Origin of the sequence: Aromatoleum evansii (assembly GCF_045689615.1) — a bacterium.
GTDB lineage: Bacteria > Pseudomonadota > Gammaproteobacteria > Burkholderiales > Rhodocyclaceae > Aromatoleum > Aromatoleum evansii.
On record NZ_CP141259.1, the window covers coordinates 2,091,035 to 2,108,032 of the forward strand.

25 protein-coding genes are annotated in these 16,998 nt (G+C 65.1%); all 25 read left to right on the forward strand.

From position 1 onward, the window contains the following. The first annotated feature begins 17 nt into the window (after positions 1–17). The 25 genes from U5817_RS09660 (at position 18) to U5817_RS09780 (ending at position 16,996) form a co-directional block, all read left to right on the forward strand. Positions 18–434, forward strand: coding sequence for a hypothetical protein (locus tag U5817_RS09660; RefSeq protein WP_407280602.1), 417 nt, complete (start codon positions 18–20; stop codon positions 432–434). 60 nt (positions 435–494) lie between these two features. Further along, positions 495–1,046, forward strand: coding sequence for a phage head-tail connector protein (locus tag U5817_RS09665; protein WP_407280603.1), 552 nt, complete (start codon positions 495–497; stop codon positions 1,044–1,046). Beyond that, a complete protein-coding gene (locus U5817_RS09670; protein ID WP_407280604.1) occupies positions 1,046–1,381 on the forward strand; it encodes a phage head closure protein in 336 nt (111 codons plus the stop codon). Before U5817_RS09665 ends, U5817_RS09670 begins: the two co-directional genes overlap by 1 nt. Then, a complete protein-coding gene (locus tag U5817_RS09675; protein ID WP_407280605.1) occupies positions 1,378–2,031 on the forward strand; it encodes a hypothetical protein in 654 nt (217 codons plus the stop codon). Before U5817_RS09670 ends, U5817_RS09675 begins: the two co-directional genes overlap by 4 nt. Then, entirely contained in the window at positions 2,021–2,377 is a 357-nt protein-coding gene (locus U5817_RS09680; RefSeq protein ID WP_407280606.1) for a DUF3168 domain-containing protein, read from the forward strand. Before U5817_RS09675 ends, U5817_RS09680 begins: the two co-directional genes overlap by 11 nt. Before the next feature lie 87 nt (positions 2,378–2,464). Then, positions 2,465–3,109 (forward strand): phage tail tube protein, encoded by a 645-nt coding sequence (locus U5817_RS09685; protein WP_407280607.1) that lies wholly within the window; start codon positions 2,465–2,467, stop codon positions 3,107–3,109. Positions 3,110–3,111: 2 nt separating this feature from the next. Then, positions 3,112–3,438, forward strand: a complete 327-nt coding sequence (locus U5817_RS09690; protein WP_407280608.1) for a hypothetical protein — start codon at positions 3,112–3,114, stop codon at positions 3,436–3,438. 92 nt (positions 3,439–3,530) lie between these two features. Continuing rightward, positions 3,531–3,653, forward strand: a complete 123-nt coding sequence (locus tag U5817_RS09695; RefSeq protein ID WP_407280609.1) for a hypothetical protein — start codon at positions 3,531–3,533, stop codon at positions 3,651–3,653. Position 3,654: 1 nt separating this feature from the next. Further along, complete coding sequence (locus U5817_RS09700) at positions 3,655–5,811, forward strand: hypothetical protein (protein WP_407280610.1); 2,157 nt, start codon at positions 3,655–3,657, stop codon at positions 5,809–5,811. Beyond that, entirely contained in the window at positions 5,811–6,026 is a 216-nt protein-coding gene (locus U5817_RS09705; protein WP_407280611.1) for a hypothetical protein, read from the forward strand. The genes U5817_RS09700 and U5817_RS09705 overlap by 1 nt, the downstream gene beginning before the upstream one ends. A gap of 2 nt (positions 6,027–6,028) precedes the next feature. After that, on the forward strand, positions 6,029–6,982 hold the full coding sequence (locus tag U5817_RS09710) for a hypothetical protein (RefSeq protein ID WP_407280612.1): 954 nt from the start codon (positions 6,029–6,031) through the stop codon (positions 6,980–6,982). Beyond that, positions 6,982–8,055, forward strand: coding sequence for a hypothetical protein (locus U5817_RS09715; RefSeq protein ID WP_407280613.1), 1,074 nt, complete (start codon positions 6,982–6,984; stop codon positions 8,053–8,055). The genes U5817_RS09710 and U5817_RS09715 overlap by 1 nt, the downstream gene beginning before the upstream one ends. Next, positions 8,043–8,576, forward strand: coding sequence for a hypothetical protein (locus U5817_RS09720; protein WP_407280614.1), 534 nt, complete (start codon positions 8,043–8,045; stop codon positions 8,574–8,576). The genes U5817_RS09715 and U5817_RS09720 overlap by 13 nt, the downstream gene beginning before the upstream one ends. Beyond that, on the forward strand, positions 8,576–10,027 hold the full coding sequence (locus U5817_RS09725) for a hypothetical protein (protein ID WP_407280615.1): 1,452 nt from the start codon (positions 8,576–8,578) through the stop codon (positions 10,025–10,027). Before U5817_RS09720 ends, U5817_RS09725 begins: the two co-directional genes overlap by 1 nt. Next, on the forward strand, positions 10,024–10,488 hold the full coding sequence (locus U5817_RS09730) for a hypothetical protein (protein ID WP_407280616.1): 465 nt from the start codon (positions 10,024–10,026) through the stop codon (positions 10,486–10,488). Before U5817_RS09725 ends, U5817_RS09730 begins: the two co-directional genes overlap by 4 nt. After that, positions 10,488–11,375, forward strand: coding sequence for a hypothetical protein (locus tag U5817_RS09735; RefSeq protein ID WP_407280617.1), 888 nt, complete (start codon positions 10,488–10,490; stop codon positions 11,373–11,375). Before U5817_RS09730 ends, U5817_RS09735 begins: the two co-directional genes overlap by 1 nt. A gap of 2 nt (positions 11,376–11,377) precedes the next feature. Further along, positions 11,378–12,388 carry a hypothetical protein gene (locus U5817_RS09740; RefSeq protein WP_407280618.1) on the forward strand — a complete coding sequence of 337 codons (1,011 nt, stop codon included), beginning with the start codon at positions 11,378–11,380 and terminating at the stop codon, positions 12,386–12,388. A gap of 4 nt (positions 12,389–12,392) precedes the next feature. After that, positions 12,393–12,785, forward strand: a complete 393-nt coding sequence (locus U5817_RS09745; protein ID WP_407280619.1) for a hypothetical protein — start codon at positions 12,393–12,395, stop codon at positions 12,783–12,785. Between the two features lie 12 nt (positions 12,786–12,797). Continuing rightward, on the forward strand, positions 12,798–13,607 hold the full coding sequence (locus U5817_RS09750; RefSeq protein ID WP_407280620.1) for a hypothetical protein: 810 nt from the start codon (positions 12,798–12,800) through the stop codon (positions 13,605–13,607). Positions 13,608–13,634: 27 nt separating this feature from the next. Continuing rightward, on the forward strand, positions 13,635–13,964 hold the full coding sequence (locus tag U5817_RS09755; RefSeq protein WP_407280621.1) for a hypothetical protein: 330 nt from the start codon (positions 13,635–13,637) through the stop codon (positions 13,962–13,964). Further along, positions 13,957–14,418 carry a D-Ala-D-Ala carboxypeptidase family metallohydrolase gene (locus U5817_RS09760; RefSeq protein WP_407280622.1) on the forward strand — a complete coding sequence of 154 codons (462 nt, stop codon included), beginning with the start codon at positions 13,957–13,959 and terminating at the stop codon, positions 14,416–14,418. Before U5817_RS09755 ends, U5817_RS09760 begins: the two co-directional genes overlap by 8 nt. A 10-nt stretch (positions 14,419–14,428) precedes the next feature. Further along, positions 14,429–14,581, forward strand: coding sequence for a hypothetical protein (locus tag U5817_RS09765; RefSeq protein WP_407280623.1), 153 nt, complete (start codon positions 14,429–14,431; stop codon positions 14,579–14,581). A 3-nt stretch (positions 14,582–14,584) separates the two neighbouring features. After that, positions 14,585–14,893: a hypothetical protein gene (locus U5817_RS09770; RefSeq protein ID WP_407280624.1), complete on the forward strand. Its 309-nt coding sequence runs from the start codon at positions 14,585–14,587 to the stop codon at positions 14,891–14,893. Between the two features lie 62 nt (positions 14,894–14,955). Further along, positions 14,956–15,363, forward strand: coding sequence for a hypothetical protein (locus U5817_RS09775; protein WP_407280625.1), 408 nt, complete (start codon positions 14,956–14,958; stop codon positions 15,361–15,363). A gap of 337 nt (positions 15,364–15,700) precedes the next feature. Further along, the gene (locus U5817_RS09780; protein WP_407280557.1) at positions 15,701–16,996 is read left to right on the forward strand and encodes a tyrosine-type recombinase/integrase; all 1,296 of its coding nucleotides are present in this window, start codon (positions 15,701–15,703) and stop codon (positions 16,994–16,996) included. The last annotated feature ends 2 nt before the right edge of the window (positions 16,997–16,998 follow it).

The following is a 16,998-nucleotide window of genomic DNA, read 5'->3' on the forward strand; positions in this document are numbered from 1 at the left end:
TTCAAGGAATCAACATCATGGAACTTTTCAACTGCATCAACGTGAAGCGCGTGTTGTCGCCCGCTTCGGTCGCGGACAACACCGCACAAGTCGGCCAGATCATCGATCACCAGAACACCCATGCCGCCGTGTACCTCATCGCGACAGGATCGCTGGGCGATGCAGGCGCCGAATTCACGACGCTGCTGGAAGAGTCGGACGCCTCCGACATGACCGGCGCAACGGCGGTGGCTGATGCTGACCTGCTCGGCACCGAGGTGCTCGCCAGCTTCATCCAGAGCGACGACGACAAGTGCTTCAAGCTGGGCTACAAGGGCGTGAAGCGCTACACCCGCCTGACCATCACGCCTGCGAACAACGCGACGGCTGCGCTGCTGGCAGCGGTGTGCGTGGTCTGCCCGAACCTCATGCCCACCGCCAACCCGCCGGCCTGATTTCAGGCCCCTGCGTGAAGAGGGCTCTTCGGAGCCTTCTTTGCAGAGGAGCGCACACACATGACCACCCGACTCATCAGCACGACGACCGAGCCTGTCACGGTTGCCGAGGCGAAGACGCGCCTGCGCATCGACGGCACGGACGACGACGTCGACCTCGGAATCATGATCACCGCTGCGCGCGAGATGTGCGAGCAGCAGACCGGGCGGTCGATCGCGCTGGCGACGTGGGAGCTGAAGCTCGACGCCTTCCCATCGCGGGAGATCGAGCTGCTGTGGCCGCCCATCGCGACCGTGACCCACGTTAAGTACATCGATGCGGCCGGCGTGCTGCAGACGCTGGATGCGAGTGCCTACACCCTCGACACGCATCTCGAACCTGGCCGCGTCGTCCCGGTGTTCGACACCGAATGGCCGACGCCGCGCGACACTGAGAACGCGGTGACGGTGCGCTACACGGCCGGCTACGGCACATCCTGCCCGCAGGCTCTGAAGCAGTGGATTCTTCTGCAGGTCGGGCACTGGTATCGCAACCGCGAGGCGGCGACCGATCGGCAAATGGTCGTCACGCCGTTCGGCGACGGACTCCTCGATCGCTACCGGGTGTTCTGATGGGACTCGGAGCCGGCCAGTTCGACAAGCGCGTCACCCTCCAGTCGAAGTCCGTCACGCGGAACAGCATCGGCGAGGAGGTCGTTTCGTGGGTTGATGTTGCGACCGTATGGGCGCGCGTTGAACCGATCCGCGGCCGCGAATTCTTCGCGGCTGCGCAGATGCAGGACGCGACCGACCACCGCGTGACGATCCGGTATCGGACGGGCGTCGTGCGCGAGATGCGCGTCGTGTGGGGGTCGCTGACGCTGGATATCGTCTCCGTCATCGACGTGAATACCCGGAAGGAAAACCTCGAATTGATGTGTATCTCGGGCGTGAGGACTGCAGCATGAACGGCGTCACGGTACAGCTCGAAGGCATCGAGGAGCTGAAGCGGGCGCTCGCTGGCGCAGCGAAGACGATCCGCACGAAGGCGGTGCGCGGTGCGCTGCGCGAGGCCGGCAAGGTCATTCAGGCGGAAGCGCGCCTGAAGGCCCCTGTGCTGCGGACGGCGACCAAGACGCGCAAGCCGGGCACCGTGAAGCGGGCCATTTCCGTGCGTGCCTCAAAGTTCGCGCGGCAGGACGGCAACGAGGGAGTCTTCGTTTCGGTTCGCCCATTGAAGGCGATGCAGATCCGGAAGTTCAAGGCTTCGCAGGCGGCAGCAGGAAAGAGATTCAGCGGGTCGCAAAACCCCAATGATCCCTATTACTGGTGGTGGGTGGAGTTCGGTCACAACATTGTCCCGCGAAGCGCAGCGGCCGGTACAGGCACGACCGTCTATCAGCAGCGACTCGTCAACGGGCGAATCGTCACCCGGAAGCGCAAGTACAACCTGCAGTCGATAACGGGCCGTCGGCGCCATCCGGTGGGGTTCGTTGAAGGCAAGTTCTTCATGACCAATGCCGCAAAGGAAAAGGGGCCGCCTGCCATCGCGAAGTTCATGCAGTCCGTTGTCCCGCAGATCCAGAAGCTGAACGAGAGGGCATCCCGTGTCCGCTGAATCCGACCTCTACACGATCCTGTCCGGCCATGCGGCCCTGACGGCGCTCGTCTCGACGCGGATCTACCCCGACGCGATGCCCGAAGGCACAGCCTATCCGGTCGTCGTCTTCACGCGCGCCGGGACCGAGCCGATCGGGACCATCCACGGCACGACGCACGGCGAATTTGCCTCGATGCGCGTCGAGTGCTGGGGGAAGACCCGGACATCTGCCGATGCCGTCGCCGCTGCGGTGAATGCCGCGCTGGTCGCAGCGAAGGAAGTGCCGACCGGCCGCGCCGGCGGATTCGACCCGGAAGCCGGGCTGTTTGCCACGACGATCGATGTAACCCTGCTGGCCCTGTAAGCCAGCAACACCCCAGACCCATCCCGCTCCGGCGGGATTTTTTTTGCCCGCCGCGTGCGGGCTTTTTCGTTTCAGGAGCCCGCAAAAATGGCAACCGCACGTAAATGGAGCAATGTGGCAGTGGCGATGCAGTCGGCCCTCGCTGCCGCGAAGACCGTCACCGCCGTGACCAAGGCGAACCCCGGCGTCGCGTCCTCGACTGCCCACGGCTACAGCAACGGCGACTATGTCCTGCTGACCGCGCAGGGCATGTTCCAGATCGACGGCATGGTCGCGCGCGTCGCTGGCGTCACTGCCGACACGTTCCAGCTCGAGGGCGTCAATACGACCGACTTCGACACCTTCACCAGTGGCACCGCCGAGAAGATCACCTTCGGGACGTCGATCACCACGGCGACGACGATCTCCGCGTCCGGCGGCGATTTCGATTTCATCGACACGACCACGATCCACAGCAACGTCCGCACGCAGATTCCTGGCATTGCGAACCCGTCGAACTTCACGATGGACAACATCTGGGACGTGTCGGACGCCGGCTTGGTGGCGATGAAGTCCGCATCGGACGGCCAGGACATGCGCGCCTTCAAATTCACGTTCGGCACCGGCGGCCAGATCATGGTCTTTGCCGGCTACGTCGGTGCGACCTTGCTGCCCGGCGGAGCGGCGCAGCAGCTCGTGACGACGGGCGCCGTCGTGACGATGTTCGGTCGTCCGAACTACTACGCGTCCTGATCATGAGCGCGCTCCTCGAAAAGATGCGGCGCGCGCGCGAGGCGCGCGTCGAGGTCGCCGACTTCGCGTTCATCGTCCGCCGGCCGACGCCGGTGGAGATGGCCGACATGTCGCGCACGCGGGATTTCACCTCCGCCGTCGTCGGGTGGGAGAAGGTCCGCGAGATGGACATCGTCCCCGGCGGCGACCCGCACCCGCTGACCTTCGATGCCGACGCCTGCGCCGAATGGCTGCGCGACCGGCCGGACCTCTACGGTCCGGTGATCGACCGCGTCATGGAGGCATTCAAGGCGCACGTCGCCGCGCTGGAGGAAGCGCAAAAAAACTGACGGCGTGGCTGGACTCGCAGGACTTGCCCGAGCAGGTCCGGCCACGTGAGCAACCCCCCGGAGTCGGCCTCGCGATCCGCGCATGGAACCTCATGGGCGGCATCGACTGGGCCGCACTCCCCATCGTCTGCGAAATGCTCGGCGTGTCCGACGTGGAAACCTTGATCACACAGCTGGTCGCGATCAGGGACCACCAGAACCAGAACAGGGAATGACATGGCACTGGCCACACTGACCATCGACATCAATGCCCGGCTCGCGAACATCGAGCGCGACATGGGCAAGGCGGCGCAGATTGCCCAGCGCAACGCCGACAAGATGGCGAAGGCGTTTGCAGGCGTCGGCACGGCGCTGGCTGGCCTTGGCGGTGTCGCCGTGGCCTCGCAGTTCGCCGTGTGGGTCAAGGGCGCTGTTGATGCTGCAGACCGCCTTGACGAGCTTTCGGAGCGCACGGGCGTTGCCGTCGAAACCCTGAACGGCCTCGATTACGCCATGAAGCTCTCGGGCGGATCGTCCGAGGAACTGGAGAAGGGTCTCCAGAACCTGAACAAGCGGCTCTCCGAAGTCGCCGCCGGCGACAAATCCAGCACGGCGCTGTTCCGCTCGCTCGGCATCGGTGCCAAGTCGGCGGAAGAGGCGCTGCTGCAGCTCGCCGACGTGTTCCCGCGGCTCTCCAAGGCCGATCAAGTCCGCGTCGGGAACGATCTACTCGGGAAGTCCTACGCCGCCCTCGTGCCGCTGCTCGCGCAGGGGCGCGCCGGCCTGCAGGGGATGATCGAGGAAGGCCAGCGGCTGAACCCGATAACCGCGGAGATGGCGAAGCAGTCCGCGGAGTTCAACGACAATCTCGACCGCCTGCAGACCCTCGCGAACGGCGCGGCGACGCAGATCGGCAACGGCCTGATTCCGCAGATCAATGAACTGCTGCGCGTCACGCTGGAGGCGAACCGGGAGATCGGCAACCTCCCATCGACCCTGAACGCGCAGATCAACGCGTCGATGGGCGTCGGCGATGGCGCGAACATCCGCGAGCGCATCGCCGACGTCGATCGCATGATCGCCAAGACCGACGAATGGGAGAAGCGCTTCCCCGGCGGGCTGATCGGGATGATGGTCGGCGTGCGCGGATCCAGTCTGCGCGATCTGCGCGACGTGCTCGCAGCGCAGGAGCGCATCCAGGCGCAGGCCGGCATCTCCGCGGACAACGCAGACCGCCTCGACCGGCTGGCGCAGGGCGGCACGCGGACCCAGATCAAGCTGCCGCCGATCGGCAGCACGGGCACGCCGAAGGCCGCAAAAGCCCTCAAGGCTGAAGACGTACTCGGCGACTTCCTGAAGGACGTCGAAGCCGCGGTGAAGCCTGCGGAAGACGCCATCGCCCGATTCCGCGACATCCAGCTCGACGCCGCCACGGCCGGCGCTGAGCTGACGAAATCTGAACGGGCCTTCCTCGAGATCGCGAACTCCCCGGAATGGGAGCGGATGCCCGAGTCCTACCGCGACCTCGTGCGGGCTGAATTCGACGCTGCGAACGGGGCGGAGCGTCTTGCGAAGAAGCAGGCAGACCTGAACGATCTTCTCGAATCCCCTTCGCTTAAGCGCCAGCGCGCGGACATGCTCCTGCTCGCAGAAGCCTACGAGAAAGGCAGGTTCGGACTCGTCGGAAGCGAAGCGGCAATGAAGAAGTACGGCGATACCGTGAACGATGTTCTCGGCAACGTCGCGACCAAGACGGACGAGGCAACCGGCGTGATGGACGAATTCGCCAAGCAGGCCGCACGCAACATGCAGGACGCGTTCGCCGACTTCCTCTTCGATCCGTTCTCGAAGGGGATCGAGGGCATGCTCGACGGCTTTGCGCGTGTCGTGCGGCGCATGATCGCCGAAGCCTTGGCGGCGGAACTGGCGCAGAAACTGTTCGGCAGTCTCGTGAGCGGCGGCCAGGGAGGTGGTCTGCTCGGTGCCGGCCTGAGCTTCCTCACGGGCCTCGGTGGGGGTGCTCCGGTCTCTGAGCGGTCTTTCACCCCTGTCCCGTCTGCTCTCGGGAACGCCTTCGCAGGCAAAGACCTTGAGCCGTTTGCCAAGGGCGGCGCATTCGGAAATGGCGAGGTGCTCGATCGCCCAACGTACTTCCGGTTCGCCTCGGGCGGCGCTTGGCGCAACGGTGTGGCAGGGGAGGCCGGCCCCGAGGCGGCGCTCCCGCTGAAGCGCATGGCCAACGGCAAACTCGGCGTGTACATGGAAGGCCAAAGCGGCAGGCAGCGGGGCCAGCAGCCGACAGTTATTCGCCCTGTGATCTCCCCCGAAATGGCGAACATGACGATGCGTGAATGGGTCGAGGGCTGGCTCGCGCGCGAACTGGCGGGGGGCTGATGAGCATTCGCACCTATCCCGCGCTGATCCGCGACGGCCAGGCTGCACTCGTCGTCTTCTCCGGTACGCCTGATCGCGTCGTCAAATGGACGCTCGCTGGCCTTGGAGCACTTACGCCGCTGTCCGGCATGACCGATCACAACGGGCAGGCTGCCGCACGGTTCGTTCCGGCTGGCGCCGGGAGTGTGACGTTCACCGTTGAGTGCGGGGCCTGACGATGGCACTTGAACTGCTCGCCGGGCCGTTCGCGGTCACGAACAAGCTGACCGCAGCTGCTGTCGGCGACAGCATCTCGGGCTCCCCGATCTGGATCGACGGTCGTGGGCTCGTGTTGCCGATCATCAACGAAGGCGTCTATGTCGTGCAGCTTGACGGGGCGGCATATTCGGTGATCGATGACAGGTCGCTCACATACGGACTCGCCCTCATCGGGACGGGCAGCGACCCGATCGGTCGTAGACGGTGGCACGGTCTCGCTGATGAACTGGGGACGTTCGGAGAGTGGGATATCGACGGCGTGACGCTCTACAAGAGCGATCAGTTCGCGTCGGACACTCCGTCGCCGCTCGGGCACAACTACGCGCGCCTGCATGACCGCTACATCTACCCGATCGGCGGGCGCATCGACTGGAAGCCGCTTGACCTGTCCGCAGGATGGGTTGCGGAAGCCTCACTCGCCGGCCTCGCGAATGCCGCATCGCTGTCTTGGGGAACGCTGCGCGACGAGATCATCGTTGGCACCTCTGACGGCCGTGTCGTGCGGTATGACTGGGTCGCGAAGGCCTTTCGCGGTGCAATCCAGACCATCGGTCTGACCTGCAAGGGGATCTGGTGGAGTGCGCTGCACGGCGTCTATCTCTCCCTGCACGATGTCGGCTCGACGCTCGAGCTGCGCGTGTGGGCGGCAACCGTTCGGCCGGCGAGCGTGAGCCCCCCGGCGCCTGACGCCACGATCACCGCAGGACTGCGCACCCGCATTACGGCGCGCGTGCTCGGCGCGAACTCTGACCCATGTGAAGGCGAGGTCGTCGCCTGGACGCTGACCGGAGTCGGCGCGCTCACGCAGGCGGCGAGCTACACGGACGCCGACGGCTACGCAGAAACCTACTACCAGGCCCCGCTCGACGGCGCCAGCGCCGCGATCGACATCACTGCGGAGGTCGCCATCTGATGCTCTGCCAGACCTACGAAGGCGATCTGATCCCGCATCGCACCGTTGCGGAGATGGCCGGCACGGCACATTTAATCCCGAGCGCGAGCTACAACGAGGACATCCTCGGCGCCGACGGCTTCGAGTGTATCGATCGCGTCGACGGGATTTACTTTGCAGCCGACGAAGGGGCGCTGGCAGATTCTGGGGCGCTGGTTGTTACTGGCTGGACGCGACAGAGATGGTGGCCCGGCTGGGGTCGTTACCGCTGGGAGTTCGACGCCGAAACCGGCGCCTTTCTGCGTCGCGCAGACACGCCCGGAAGCTACTACGCGCAGGACGTCTACCAGGGGGCTGGCGGCGAGCTGTGGCTCTTGCTTGTCACCGGGCCGCTGCAGTTGCTCGGCCCGGACTACCAGCCGAGCGGGACGCAACTGCTGCCGGCAACGTACGGCGCAATCACGTTCCGCGCCGTGCTCGTCGATCGCATGCGCAACCGCATCGTGATGACGCGTGACACAGCCATCACGATCGAGGTTCGCGCGCTCGATACCGGCACGCTGCTGCACACGATCATCCCGCCGAGTCGCCCGCGCGATATCTGCCACGAGGAAGGCTCGCGCTGCTATGTCCTCACCGAAACGCGCGACGTGCTCCTGCTCGACTACATGACCGGCCGCTGGATGGGTGCCGTGAAGCTCACCGGCATCAGCGGCGCCAACGCACGCATCGCCTGGGACAAGCGCTACCGCCGTCTCGCCGCGATCGAGCAACCTGCCGCACCGATCGGCTACACGAATCAGGTCGGCGCCGTCGGCTTCTCCATGCGCCCCGTTGCCACGCACCTTTGCACGCCGATCCCGTTGAAGCGCCTGCGCGCAGGTGAATCCGTGCCAGTGCTCGTGAAGGCCGTCGGCGACATGGGCGAAGGCATCCCGTCGGCCGTCTCCGTCAGCGTCGTCGGCCCCGCGCTGTCGTCGCCGCGCAACGTCGTCGCGCTGGATGGCGCAGGGGAGGGTGTCGCGGTCGTTGATGCCGTCTCCGCAGGCTCGGACACGCTTTCCCTTTCGATGGATATTCCATGCCAACTCTGACCGCATCCGCGTCTTTCACGATCGGGGCAGGCGCTTCGACCGTCGAATCTGCGACCGTCACGATTCTTCCGGCCCTGGCCGGCGGCACGGGTCGCGGGCGACTCGTTCACCCGACGCTCGGGACTTACGACTACGAGCACCAGCCGGACCACTGGACCAACATCGACGGCGATCTAATCGTTCCCCCGATCTGGGCGAGCGAGAAGACCCTGCTTGGCGCGTCGAACACCCTTATGACCGGGCATATCCGCGATGTCACCGTCACGGAGCAATGGACGGCCTTCGCCACGAAGATAGCCCACGTTCGCGCGCTGCTGCTGTTCTGGCAGAACCCGCCGGACCCGGATAACGGTTTCGTTGAGTGGTGGCCGAACTACACCAGCGCGCAGGGATTCAAGGTTGCGATGGTGGGGCTCGAGGTCGGCGGCGAGGAGGTAACGCTCGACTGGATCTCGCGCCGGCATTCGTTCGTCACCGAAGGCGTGATCCTGCGGATGCGGATCATCGATCGGGTGAGCTGATGCGGATCGATTGCTCTGCACTTTCCGCCGACACTCTGCGGTCCGTGACGGTAACGCTCTACAAAAGCGCGACGCTCGCGGAGATCGTGAGCGGAACGGCGGGAGGGGGCTTCGACCTCTCGCCGTTCGTGTCAGGTGGAAGCCAGACGGCGCAGGAGGCGAGTCTCCGCCTGTCGTGGCATTCCGAGTTGTATGGCGCGAACCAGCCGGCATCCGGCGATCTGCTGAAGATCGCGCAAAACGGCGTGAGCATCTTCGTCGGCATCGTGGAGGGAATCAACGACTACCGCCTACAGTCTGGCGAGCGCTCCATGACGATCACCGCACGCAGCCGCGACGCTTTCCCGTTCTGGCGCAGCGTTCGGCGCGTGACCGACATCTATCCGATGGCGACGCGCCTGGAGATTATCGCGCGGGACATCGCGGACGAATGCGGTCTGACCGAGGCGGAGATCGATCTCCCGGCGATTCTGTATGCAGTGCCTCACAGCAATGTCCAGATCGCCGACCTGTCGGCGTGGGACATGCTTGAATCGCTGCTACTGCCCGCCGGCCTGTCGCCGTTCATCGACGCGCGCGGCCGGCTCAAGGCGCGCAGCCGCGACGTCACCCGGGCGGCCGACCAAACCATCACCGAAGACCGTATCGTCTCCGTGACCGGATCCCGCTCGCGCCCGCCGATCAGCAGCCTGAAAGTGAAGTGGCTCGACCCGCTGCTGACCGAGGTCGCACAGCAGGATCAAGCGCTCGCCAATGCGAACATCACGGCCGGATTCTTCCAGCTGCGCCAGCGGCAGGACGTCTATTGGTCCGACGACCGCACCCAGCGCGCGAAGAATACTCGGCTCGTGGTGAAGCAGAGCGCGAACTCTGGGATTCTGCCCGTCTGCGACGAGGACTACGACCAGACGGCGCACACCGGTGGCCGGATCACGCTCACGACGTCCGCGTTTGTCCCGGGCCTGATCGGCGCCTTCCTCGGGCTCAAGATCGCTTGGGCAATACCCGATATCGCGCCGCCGTTCGGCGGGCCGACTGCCACCCTCGGCAAACAAATCGCCGCTGGCCTCGAATTCGGCGTACTACTGACGATGGCCAGCATCGGTACCGGCGTCTATGAGGTGTGGGGCACCCCCTACGACTTCGTGCACGCCCGCCACACGACGGAAGCATACGACCCGGCCGCGCCGGAATGGCTCGAGGCGGCCGAGATCATCGAAACCGACCTTGTGCAGAACGATGCCCACGCTCAGGCCATCGCCGCGCGCGAGCTGATCTACCGCGCCCGCTCGGCGCGGTCCTACGGAATGACCATCGTCGACGACCCGCGCATCGAGCCCGGCGACATCATCGCCACGCCAGATGGCGCCCGACTCTACGTCACCGGCTACCGGCGCAACCTGTCTCCCGGCGCGCCGGCCGTGCTCGAACTGGAGGGCTTCGCGGCATGAGTCTCCTGACCAACATCACGCAAGCGCAGATCAACGCGAACAAGACCGATCTCGACGGCAAGGTTCTGACGCGGCCTGCGCTTCTGGTCACGGACGGCGTCGCGCTGATCTACGCGGTCGACGTCGATATAGGCGCCAAGGGCGAGGTCTTGAAGAATGTTCCGCTCGCCCGCGCGAATCACGACCTCCTGTACGCAGAGCCGGGCAACGCCTGCCGACTGCGCCGCACGGCTGACGGGAGATTCGAGGTTGTCGGATTCAGCAAAGAGATGCCGGGCCGCTACGACCGGTTCTCTGTCGATCTGGGCACGTTCGCTATTGGCCCGACCGTGGCCTTCGGTGTGGATGCCCGCCCCCTGACCTATGCCGAACTCGCCACGCTGCCCGGCGGGTACGGCTCCGCTCCCTATGGCGCCACCGGCATCTTTCAAGGTGGCGCGCTGATTGAGGTGAAAGTCTGATGACTCTCTCGTTGCTCCGGTTCGCCAACGGCGACACCAACTACGTCGCAAAGCACAACAGCAACGCGGATGCGCTGGAAGCGGAGGCGGAGAGCGTACGACAGTCGCTTGCCGCTGGATTCGGCGCAGCCGTCTCGCTCGGCGCCGCGTTTCCTGCGCTCTTTGGCTCCTCCGCTGCAGTGATCGGCGCCAACAGCTACAAATGCACCGGCGCCAGCACGATCCTGACGGTTCAGGCCGGCTACGCGTGGTTGCCGGCTGCGGCGCTCGTGGTATCCCGCGCCGCGTCCGCGACGATCGACTTCAACGGCCTGGCTGCCGCGACCTACTACGTGAGCGCCGATGCCACTGGAACGCCGGTGCGCAACACGTCGGCGACGGACGCCCTCTACAGCGTCGTTTGGACCGGCTCGGCATTCGGCGCGATCACGCGTACCGCAAAGGTCGTGTGGGGCGCAGCGGACCAGATCGCCGCGCAGGACTCGACGGCGATGGGGGCGACCTACGAAACCCTCGACGCCATCCTCGAGGCCATCGCAGCGGCTGCAAGCGCAGGTGCGAAGCCGTACATCCCGGAGATCGCGAGCGTCACCTACGCCGCGTCGATGACCGCCGACTTCGCTGACGCCGACGTCATCCGCATCACGCTCGCCGGCAATCCGACGATCACGCTGGCCGGGGCTGCAGACGGGCAAAAGTGCGTGCTCGAACTGAAGCAGGACGCAACCGGCGGTCGCGCCGTGACCTGGAGCGCGAACGTGCGCTACGGCACCGATCTCCCGTCCATCACGCTTTCAACGGCCGGCGGTGCGCTCGACCGCGTCGGGCTGATCTACAACGCATCCGCGGCGAAGTATGACGTCGTGGCGCTTCAGCGGGGGTTCTGATCATGGCGCTGCTTTTCATGGATGGGTTCGACCATTACGCGACCGCAGACATTGTAAAGAAGTGGTCTGTTAACAACGGCGCGACAATTGAGGAAGGTACAGGACGCAGGGGGGGGAATGCACTAAAGAGTGCAGCCGGATCAGGGTTTGTATCGAAGACGTTGCCATTTTCTGTCGGCACTCTGATCTGCGGGTTTGCTTTTAGTCCGATCACGGCAGGCTTTAGTGATCGCAACATGTTTGAGCTGATGGACGGCGCGACGCTACATCTCGCTCTGCGACACAATGCGTCGACTGGGATGATTTCAGTCCTGCTTGGATCGACAGTAATAGCAACGACAACCACTTCAATTGCCGTTGCGTCCGGTTATGCCTATGTCGAATTCAAAGCCACCATACACGACACGACTGGCGCCTACGAGCTTCGGATTAACGGTGTTCCTGCGCTCTCCGCGAGTGGTATTGATACTAGAAACGCCGGGAATGCGTCGGTCAATGCAGTGCGTATTGGCAATACCGGAACAAATGGGCACATCTCCCTATTCGACGATTTCTACGCGTGCGACTCGGCAGGGCTGACGAATAACGATTTCCTTGGTGATGTCCGTATCGACACCATCTTCCCGAACGGTGCCGGCACGCATCAGTCCTGGACGCCATCGACGGGCACCGATCACGCAGCGCTCGTCGATGAAACCGCGCCGAACACGACGGATTACCTGACTGGCGGCGCGGCCGGAACGAAAGAGACGCTCGGCCTGCAGGATCTCTCGGTTAATGGCGCCATCCTCGGCATTCAGGTCAATAACGCTGTTTCCAAGACCGATGCCGGCGCCTGCACGATCAAGAACCTGATCAGATCTGGCAGCAGCGAGGCGAGCGGACAGACCTTCGCTCCGTCGACCTCCTACCTCTACAGCTCGTCGATCCACGAGGCGGACCCCGCGACCGGAGCAGCCTGGCTCACCGCGGCGATCAATGCGCTCGAGGCGGGCGCCGAGGTCGTGAGCTGATGCGATGACAGCCGCCCTCCTGACCCAAGCCGCGGTCGAGGTCCTGCGTAGCCCGGACCCGGATCCGCTGCTGTCGCAGATCGCGGTCGAGGTACTGCGCACCGATCCGAAGCTGGCCCGTCTCGATCAGATCGCGGTCGAGGTGCTCAGCCTCAACGTGCCGGAGGATCTGACAACGCCGATCGCAGGCGAGACAACCGTCAGCCTGGCCGGCGTCGCAGACCTAAAGCTCGGCACATCACTGAGCGGCGACGCCAATGTAGCGATCACCGGCACCGCTGACCTCTGGACCGGCACCCACCTCTCCGCCACCGGCCGCATCGACGTAGCCCCGCGCGGCCGTCTCGCGGGCGCCGTTGCTACCCCCGGCACCGGCAACTTCTTCCTGCTTTTCTGAGGCGATCACGACATGAGCCTATCCAACTACACCGAAGCCGCGATCCTCAGCCACCTGCTGCGCGCGACCGCCTGGCCGAAGCCGCTGGCGCTCTACGTCGCGCTTTTCACCGCCGACCCGGGCGAGACCGGCAGCCTCGCGCAGGAGGTCACCGGCGGCAGCTACGCGCGTGTCGCGTGCGGCCCGAGCGATGCGACGTGGAATCTCCCGGTCGGAGGCGACACGACCTTCACCAATGCCGCAGCTGTGACGTTCCCTGCGCCGACAGCAGCATGGGGCGACGTCACGCACTTCGGCATCTGCGACGCCTCGACCGGCGGCATCTGCCTCGCCTCTGGTGCGCTGGATACACCGACCACCATCGGCAGCGGCGCACCGGCCACGAGCTTCGCCGCGGGCGAGCTGCGCCTCGTGTTCAGCGGCCACCTCTCCGACGCCCTCATCGAGGCCATCGGCACGCACCTGCTGCGCACGGGCGAATGGACGGCTCCGGCGGCGATCTTCGCCGGCCTGCTCACCAGCGTCGCCGGCGCGGGCCTCGGCGCAGAAGTCGCGGGCGCCGACTACGTCCGCAAGGCGATCGGCCCGAGCACCGCCGCATGGACCGCGCCGACCGACGAGGGCGGAAGCGGCAACGCCGACTACGTCCAGTGGGCGAGCCCGACGACCGACTGGATCGACGCCGAGAAAGTGATTCTCGCGGACGCGCTGACAGCCGGCAATACGCTGCTGACGATCCCGCTCGCCGCCGTCCGAACTCTGCCGCTCGGCGCGCTGCCGCCGAACTTCCCGCCGGGGGCGCTGAAGGTCGTTGCCAACTGATTCTTTCGCAAAGGGAGCCTCATGATCATGCATCTACTGCTCATCGTCCTGCCGCCGTCGATCGTTGGGGTGGTGGCGATCTTCCTCTGCCTTGCCCCTCGCTCCGGCATGGCCGCAGAGGCAGGGGCGGGGACTGTGCTCACGAAGACCGCCAACACGGCAACGCTGGCCGCGGCCGGCAATGCGATCTATCTCGGGCTCACCGCGAACGAACTAGCGGCGATCGGCGGGCTGATTGTGGCGGTTCTCTCGATGGTGATCGGGCACGCGATCAACGTTTGGTTCAAGTACCAGCACCTGCAGATCGCGCGGGCGAAAGCGGGAATTCCCGCTTTGGATGGTGGCGACGATGAGTAGGACAAAGCTCACGACCCACTTCAGCCTGGAAGAGCTGCTGTTCTCGCAGGAAGCCGCACGGCACTGCCTCGACAACATCCCTGGGGGCTCAGTGCAGATCAACCTTGCGCGGCTCGCCGAGACGCTCGAGCGCATCCGCGCAGCTGTCGGCAATCGCACCGTCACCGTGACGAGCGGCTACCGGTCGCCAGCGCTCAACCAGCGCATCGGTGGGAGTCGCACCAGCGCCCACATGGACGGCCGCGCGGCCGACATCGTCGTGCGCGGCATGACGGCGCTACAGGTCGCACGAGCCATACAGGCTGCGGGCATCGTCCTCGACCAGCTGATCTTCGAAGGATCGTGGGTGCACGTCGGCATCGCCCGAGTCGGGGAGCGGGCGCGCGGCGACGTGCTGACGGCCAAATTTGGGCCGGCCGGGGTGAAGTACGAGCGCGGCATTGTTGCCGCATAGGGAGGCAGCCATGCAACTCAACGTCGTTCCGATCAAACCACAGCAGCCGGCCGTCTCCGACGCCTGTCGCTGGCACGAGGCATTCGAGAGCGTCACGGCCAGCAATCTGCGAATCCTGTGCGCCTGGCAGCGGATGCTGTGGCGCGCTTTCTGGAGGGTATGACCCATGAACAAGATGCTCGCCGCTCTCGCGGCCCTTCGCTACGGCAGCAGCCTGACAGACCCGGCAGTCTGGAAAAACCGGCAGCTGCTCCTGAATGCACTGATGGGACTGCTCGGCGCCGTCGCCTACTTCGTACCGGTGGAGATGAGCCATGACGACCAGAAGGCTGTTGCTGGTGGCCTCGCTGTTGCTGTCGGGCTGCTCAACGCTTACCTCACCGCCGCCACCAGCGCCAAGGTGGGATTGCCGGCCCGGGATTCGTCCGCTGTTCGACCCGACGATTACGATTCAGGACAGGATCACGCTGCGTGACGCCATTGACGGCGCGTCCATCACGGTGATCTGCAGGTACTAGCCCCGCACGGAGGTGAGGCATGAAGAGCATCGACAACGGCTCGGTAGCCGTGACATTCGAATGGGGCGCAGCCACCGTTCGCGCCATCGACCACATCCCGAAAGGCCCGCAGCCACCGTACAAGGCCATCGCACAGATCGTGCGCATGTCCGATACGGTCGCGAAGCTGATCGGCCTGTGCGGCGAGATTTCGCGCGGGCACATGTGGCTTCTGGCGCAGCTACTGCGCGACGAGGGGTTCAAGACGCTCTACGCGACGCGGACGGATGCCCACGTGGTTCCGATGGCGGAGTACCTGACGGCGGGTGATTTCGCCGGGCACTGGCGGCTGGATCTCGCGACGATGCAGGACCGGAGGCGGAAGAAGCGGCAGCCCGTGTCGGATCTGGCGGTCGCCATGGTTCCGGGGCTTGATTCGCACGGGTGACCGTGCAGCGTAGCTTTCGGCGTAAGTGAAAGGATGTGCTAGGCGCAATGCTGCGCCGTTATTGACGTTTGCCCTGCTGCATCACGGGAGTATGACTCGTTTCGCGCCCGCTCGTAACATCTTGTTTTGCCGTCAATTTACAGCCTAGCCCGTTGTTTTGTATGTGAATCTGCGCGGCTCTCCGCTTTGTGCGGAATAGCGGCATCGCTCGTCTAAACTTGCCAACACTCGGCAGATTGGCGTAGCTTTTCGGCTTTCCAGAACCCGACCTTACGCCGGCCCTCCAAATCCGAGGTTACGCCGGGACGGTAACGTCATAGCCGAAGTTACGCCGATCATGGTCTTCGACGCGCGCGCCATCAAGCTCCTGCCTGCGGGCGAGCATCTTACCAGCCCTGAATTTCCCGGGCTGCGGATCGTCTCCACGGAGAGCGGCCGGGCGTGGACCTATCGGTACAAGAGCCCCGTCGACGGGCGCATGCGGCAGACGAAGCTCGGCGACTGGCCAGCGATGTCGCTGCATCTGGCCGTCGCGGAGTGGGATCGACTGCGCAAGGCGCGGGACGCTGGAGAAGACCCGGCGCTCGCCGCGAAAGAGGCGCGGGCAGAAAAACGCCGGCAGGCCGACGCGGCGCGCCAGAAGGCCGCGGCGGATGCCTATACCGTGCTCGACGTGTGCAACGACTATTTCGCGGGACACGTTCGGATCACCCGGCAGCGGAAGGGCGCAACCGAGATCCGGCGCATGTTCGATACGATGCTCGGAGAGTGCGCGAGGCTACCGGCCGCAACCATCACCCGTAGCCAGGCTTTCGACCTCATCCGGTCAATTGCCGAGCGTGCCCCGGTGCAGGCGCAGAACCTGCGCTCGGAGCTGGGCGCGGCGTGGGATTACGCCATCGATTCCGGGAGGCTCCCGGATACCGCCGCGAACTGGTGGCGGCTCATCTTGCGCGGCAAGATCAAGAGCAGGGGAAAGAGGATCAACGGCGAGCACGTCGGCACGGCGAAGCGGGTGCTGACGGCAGACGAGACGGGCGCGATCATTCGCTGGCTGCCGAACTTCTCTTCGCTCGTCGAGGACGTGCTGACGCTCTACCTCTGGACGGCGACACGCGGCGCGGAGATCTGCGGCATGTGCGGCAGCGAGCTGCGCGAGGAAGCGGACGGAATCCTCTGGTGGCAGTGCCCGAAGGCGAAGACGAAAAACGCTCGGCACGAGAACGCGACAGATCTGCGCGTGCCGCTCTTCGGGCGTGCGCGCGCCGTTGTACTGCGGCGGAAGGACCTGTACGGGGCAGGGTACTTGTTTCCAGCGAGGACTAAGGAAGTGAAGCCGGTGGAGCAGAAGACGGTCCAAGTCGCCGTCTATCACCATCAGCCCTATAGCCGCACGCGGCCGGATGAGCCGCGCCCGCGGCTACCGGTGACGCATTGGGCGCCGCACGATCTGCGCCGCACGGCGCGGACTATATTGGCGGCGATCGGGTGCCCGAACGAAGTCGGCGAGGCGGTGATCGGGCACATGCAGCCGGGAATTGTCGGGACGTACAACCTGCATTCCTACGACGCCGAGCGGGTCGAATGGCTCAGACGGCTGGATGCGCACCTGGAGACATTGGCGCGTAGGTAGCG

Bases quoted from the DNA above. Each gene is read 5' to 3' on its own strand.
- U5817_RS09660 (WP_407280602.1), top strand. From the start codon at position 18: ATGGAACTTTTCAACTGCATCAACGTGAAGCGCGTGTTGTCGCCCGCT.
- U5817_RS09665 (WP_407280603.1), top strand. From the start codon at position 495: ATGACCACCCGACTCATCAGCACGACGACCGAGCCTGTCACGGTTGCC.
- U5817_RS09670 (WP_407280604.1), top strand. From the start codon at position 1,046: ATGGGACTCGGAGCCGGCCAGTTCGACAAGCGCGTCACCCTCCAGTCG.
- U5817_RS09675 (WP_407280605.1), top strand. From the start codon at position 1,378: ATGAACGGCGTCACGGTACAGCTCGAAGGCATCGAGGAGCTGAAGCGG.
- U5817_RS09685 (WP_407280607.1), top strand. From the start codon at position 2,465: ATGGCAACCGCACGTAAATGGAGCAATGTGGCAGTGGCGATGCAGTCG.
- U5817_RS09690 (WP_407280608.1), top strand. From the start codon at position 3,112: ATGAGCGCGCTCCTCGAAAAGATGCGGCGCGCGCGCGAGGCGCGCGTC.
- U5817_RS09695 (WP_407280609.1), top strand. From the start codon at position 3,531: ATGGGCGGCATCGACTGGGCCGCACTCCCCATCGTCTGCGAAATGCTC.
- U5817_RS09700 (WP_407280610.1), top strand. From the start codon at position 3,655: ATGGCACTGGCCACACTGACCATCGACATCAATGCCCGGCTCGCGAAC.
- U5817_RS09705 (WP_407280611.1), top strand. From the start codon at position 5,811: ATGAGCATTCGCACCTATCCCGCGCTGATCCGCGACGGCCAGGCTGCA.
- U5817_RS09710 (WP_407280612.1), top strand. From the start codon at position 6,029: ATGGCACTTGAACTGCTCGCCGGGCCGTTCGCGGTCACGAACAAGCTG.
- U5817_RS09715 (WP_407280613.1), top strand. From the start codon at position 6,982: ATGCTCTGCCAGACCTACGAAGGCGATCTGATCCCGCATCGCACCGTT.
- U5817_RS09720 (WP_407280614.1), top strand. From the start codon at position 8,043: ATGCCAACTCTGACCGCATCCGCGTCTTTCACGATCGGGGCAGGCGCT.
- U5817_RS09725 (WP_407280615.1), top strand. From the start codon at position 8,576: ATGCGGATCGATTGCTCTGCACTTTCCGCCGACACTCTGCGGTCCGTG.
- U5817_RS09730 (WP_407280616.1), top strand. From the start codon at position 10,024: ATGAGTCTCCTGACCAACATCACGCAAGCGCAGATCAACGCGAACAAG.
- U5817_RS09735 (WP_407280617.1), top strand. From the start codon at position 10,488: ATGACTCTCTCGTTGCTCCGGTTCGCCAACGGCGACACCAACTACGTC.
- U5817_RS09740 (WP_407280618.1), top strand. From the start codon at position 11,378: ATGGCGCTGCTTTTCATGGATGGGTTCGACCATTACGCGACCGCAGAC.
- U5817_RS09745 (WP_407280619.1), top strand. From the start codon at position 12,393: ATGACAGCCGCCCTCCTGACCCAAGCCGCGGTCGAGGTCCTGCGTAGC.
- U5817_RS09750 (WP_407280620.1), top strand. From the start codon at position 12,798: ATGAGCCTATCCAACTACACCGAAGCCGCGATCCTCAGCCACCTGCTG.
- U5817_RS09755 (WP_407280621.1), top strand. From the start codon at position 13,635: ATGCATCTACTGCTCATCGTCCTGCCGCCGTCGATCGTTGGGGTGGTG.
- U5817_RS09760 (WP_407280622.1), top strand. From the start codon at position 13,957: ATGAGTAGGACAAAGCTCACGACCCACTTCAGCCTGGAAGAGCTGCTG.
- U5817_RS09765 (WP_407280623.1), top strand. From the start codon at position 14,429: ATGCAACTCAACGTCGTTCCGATCAAACCACAGCAGCCGGCCGTCTCC.
- U5817_RS09770 (WP_407280624.1), top strand. From the start codon at position 14,585: ATGAACAAGATGCTCGCCGCTCTCGCGGCCCTTCGCTACGGCAGCAGC.
- U5817_RS09775 (WP_407280625.1), top strand. From the start codon at position 14,956: ATGAAGAGCATCGACAACGGCTCGGTAGCCGTGACATTCGAATGGGGC.
- U5817_RS09780 (WP_407280557.1), top strand. From the start codon at position 15,701: ATGGTCTTCGACGCGCGCGCCATCAAGCTCCTGCCTGCGGGCGAGCAT.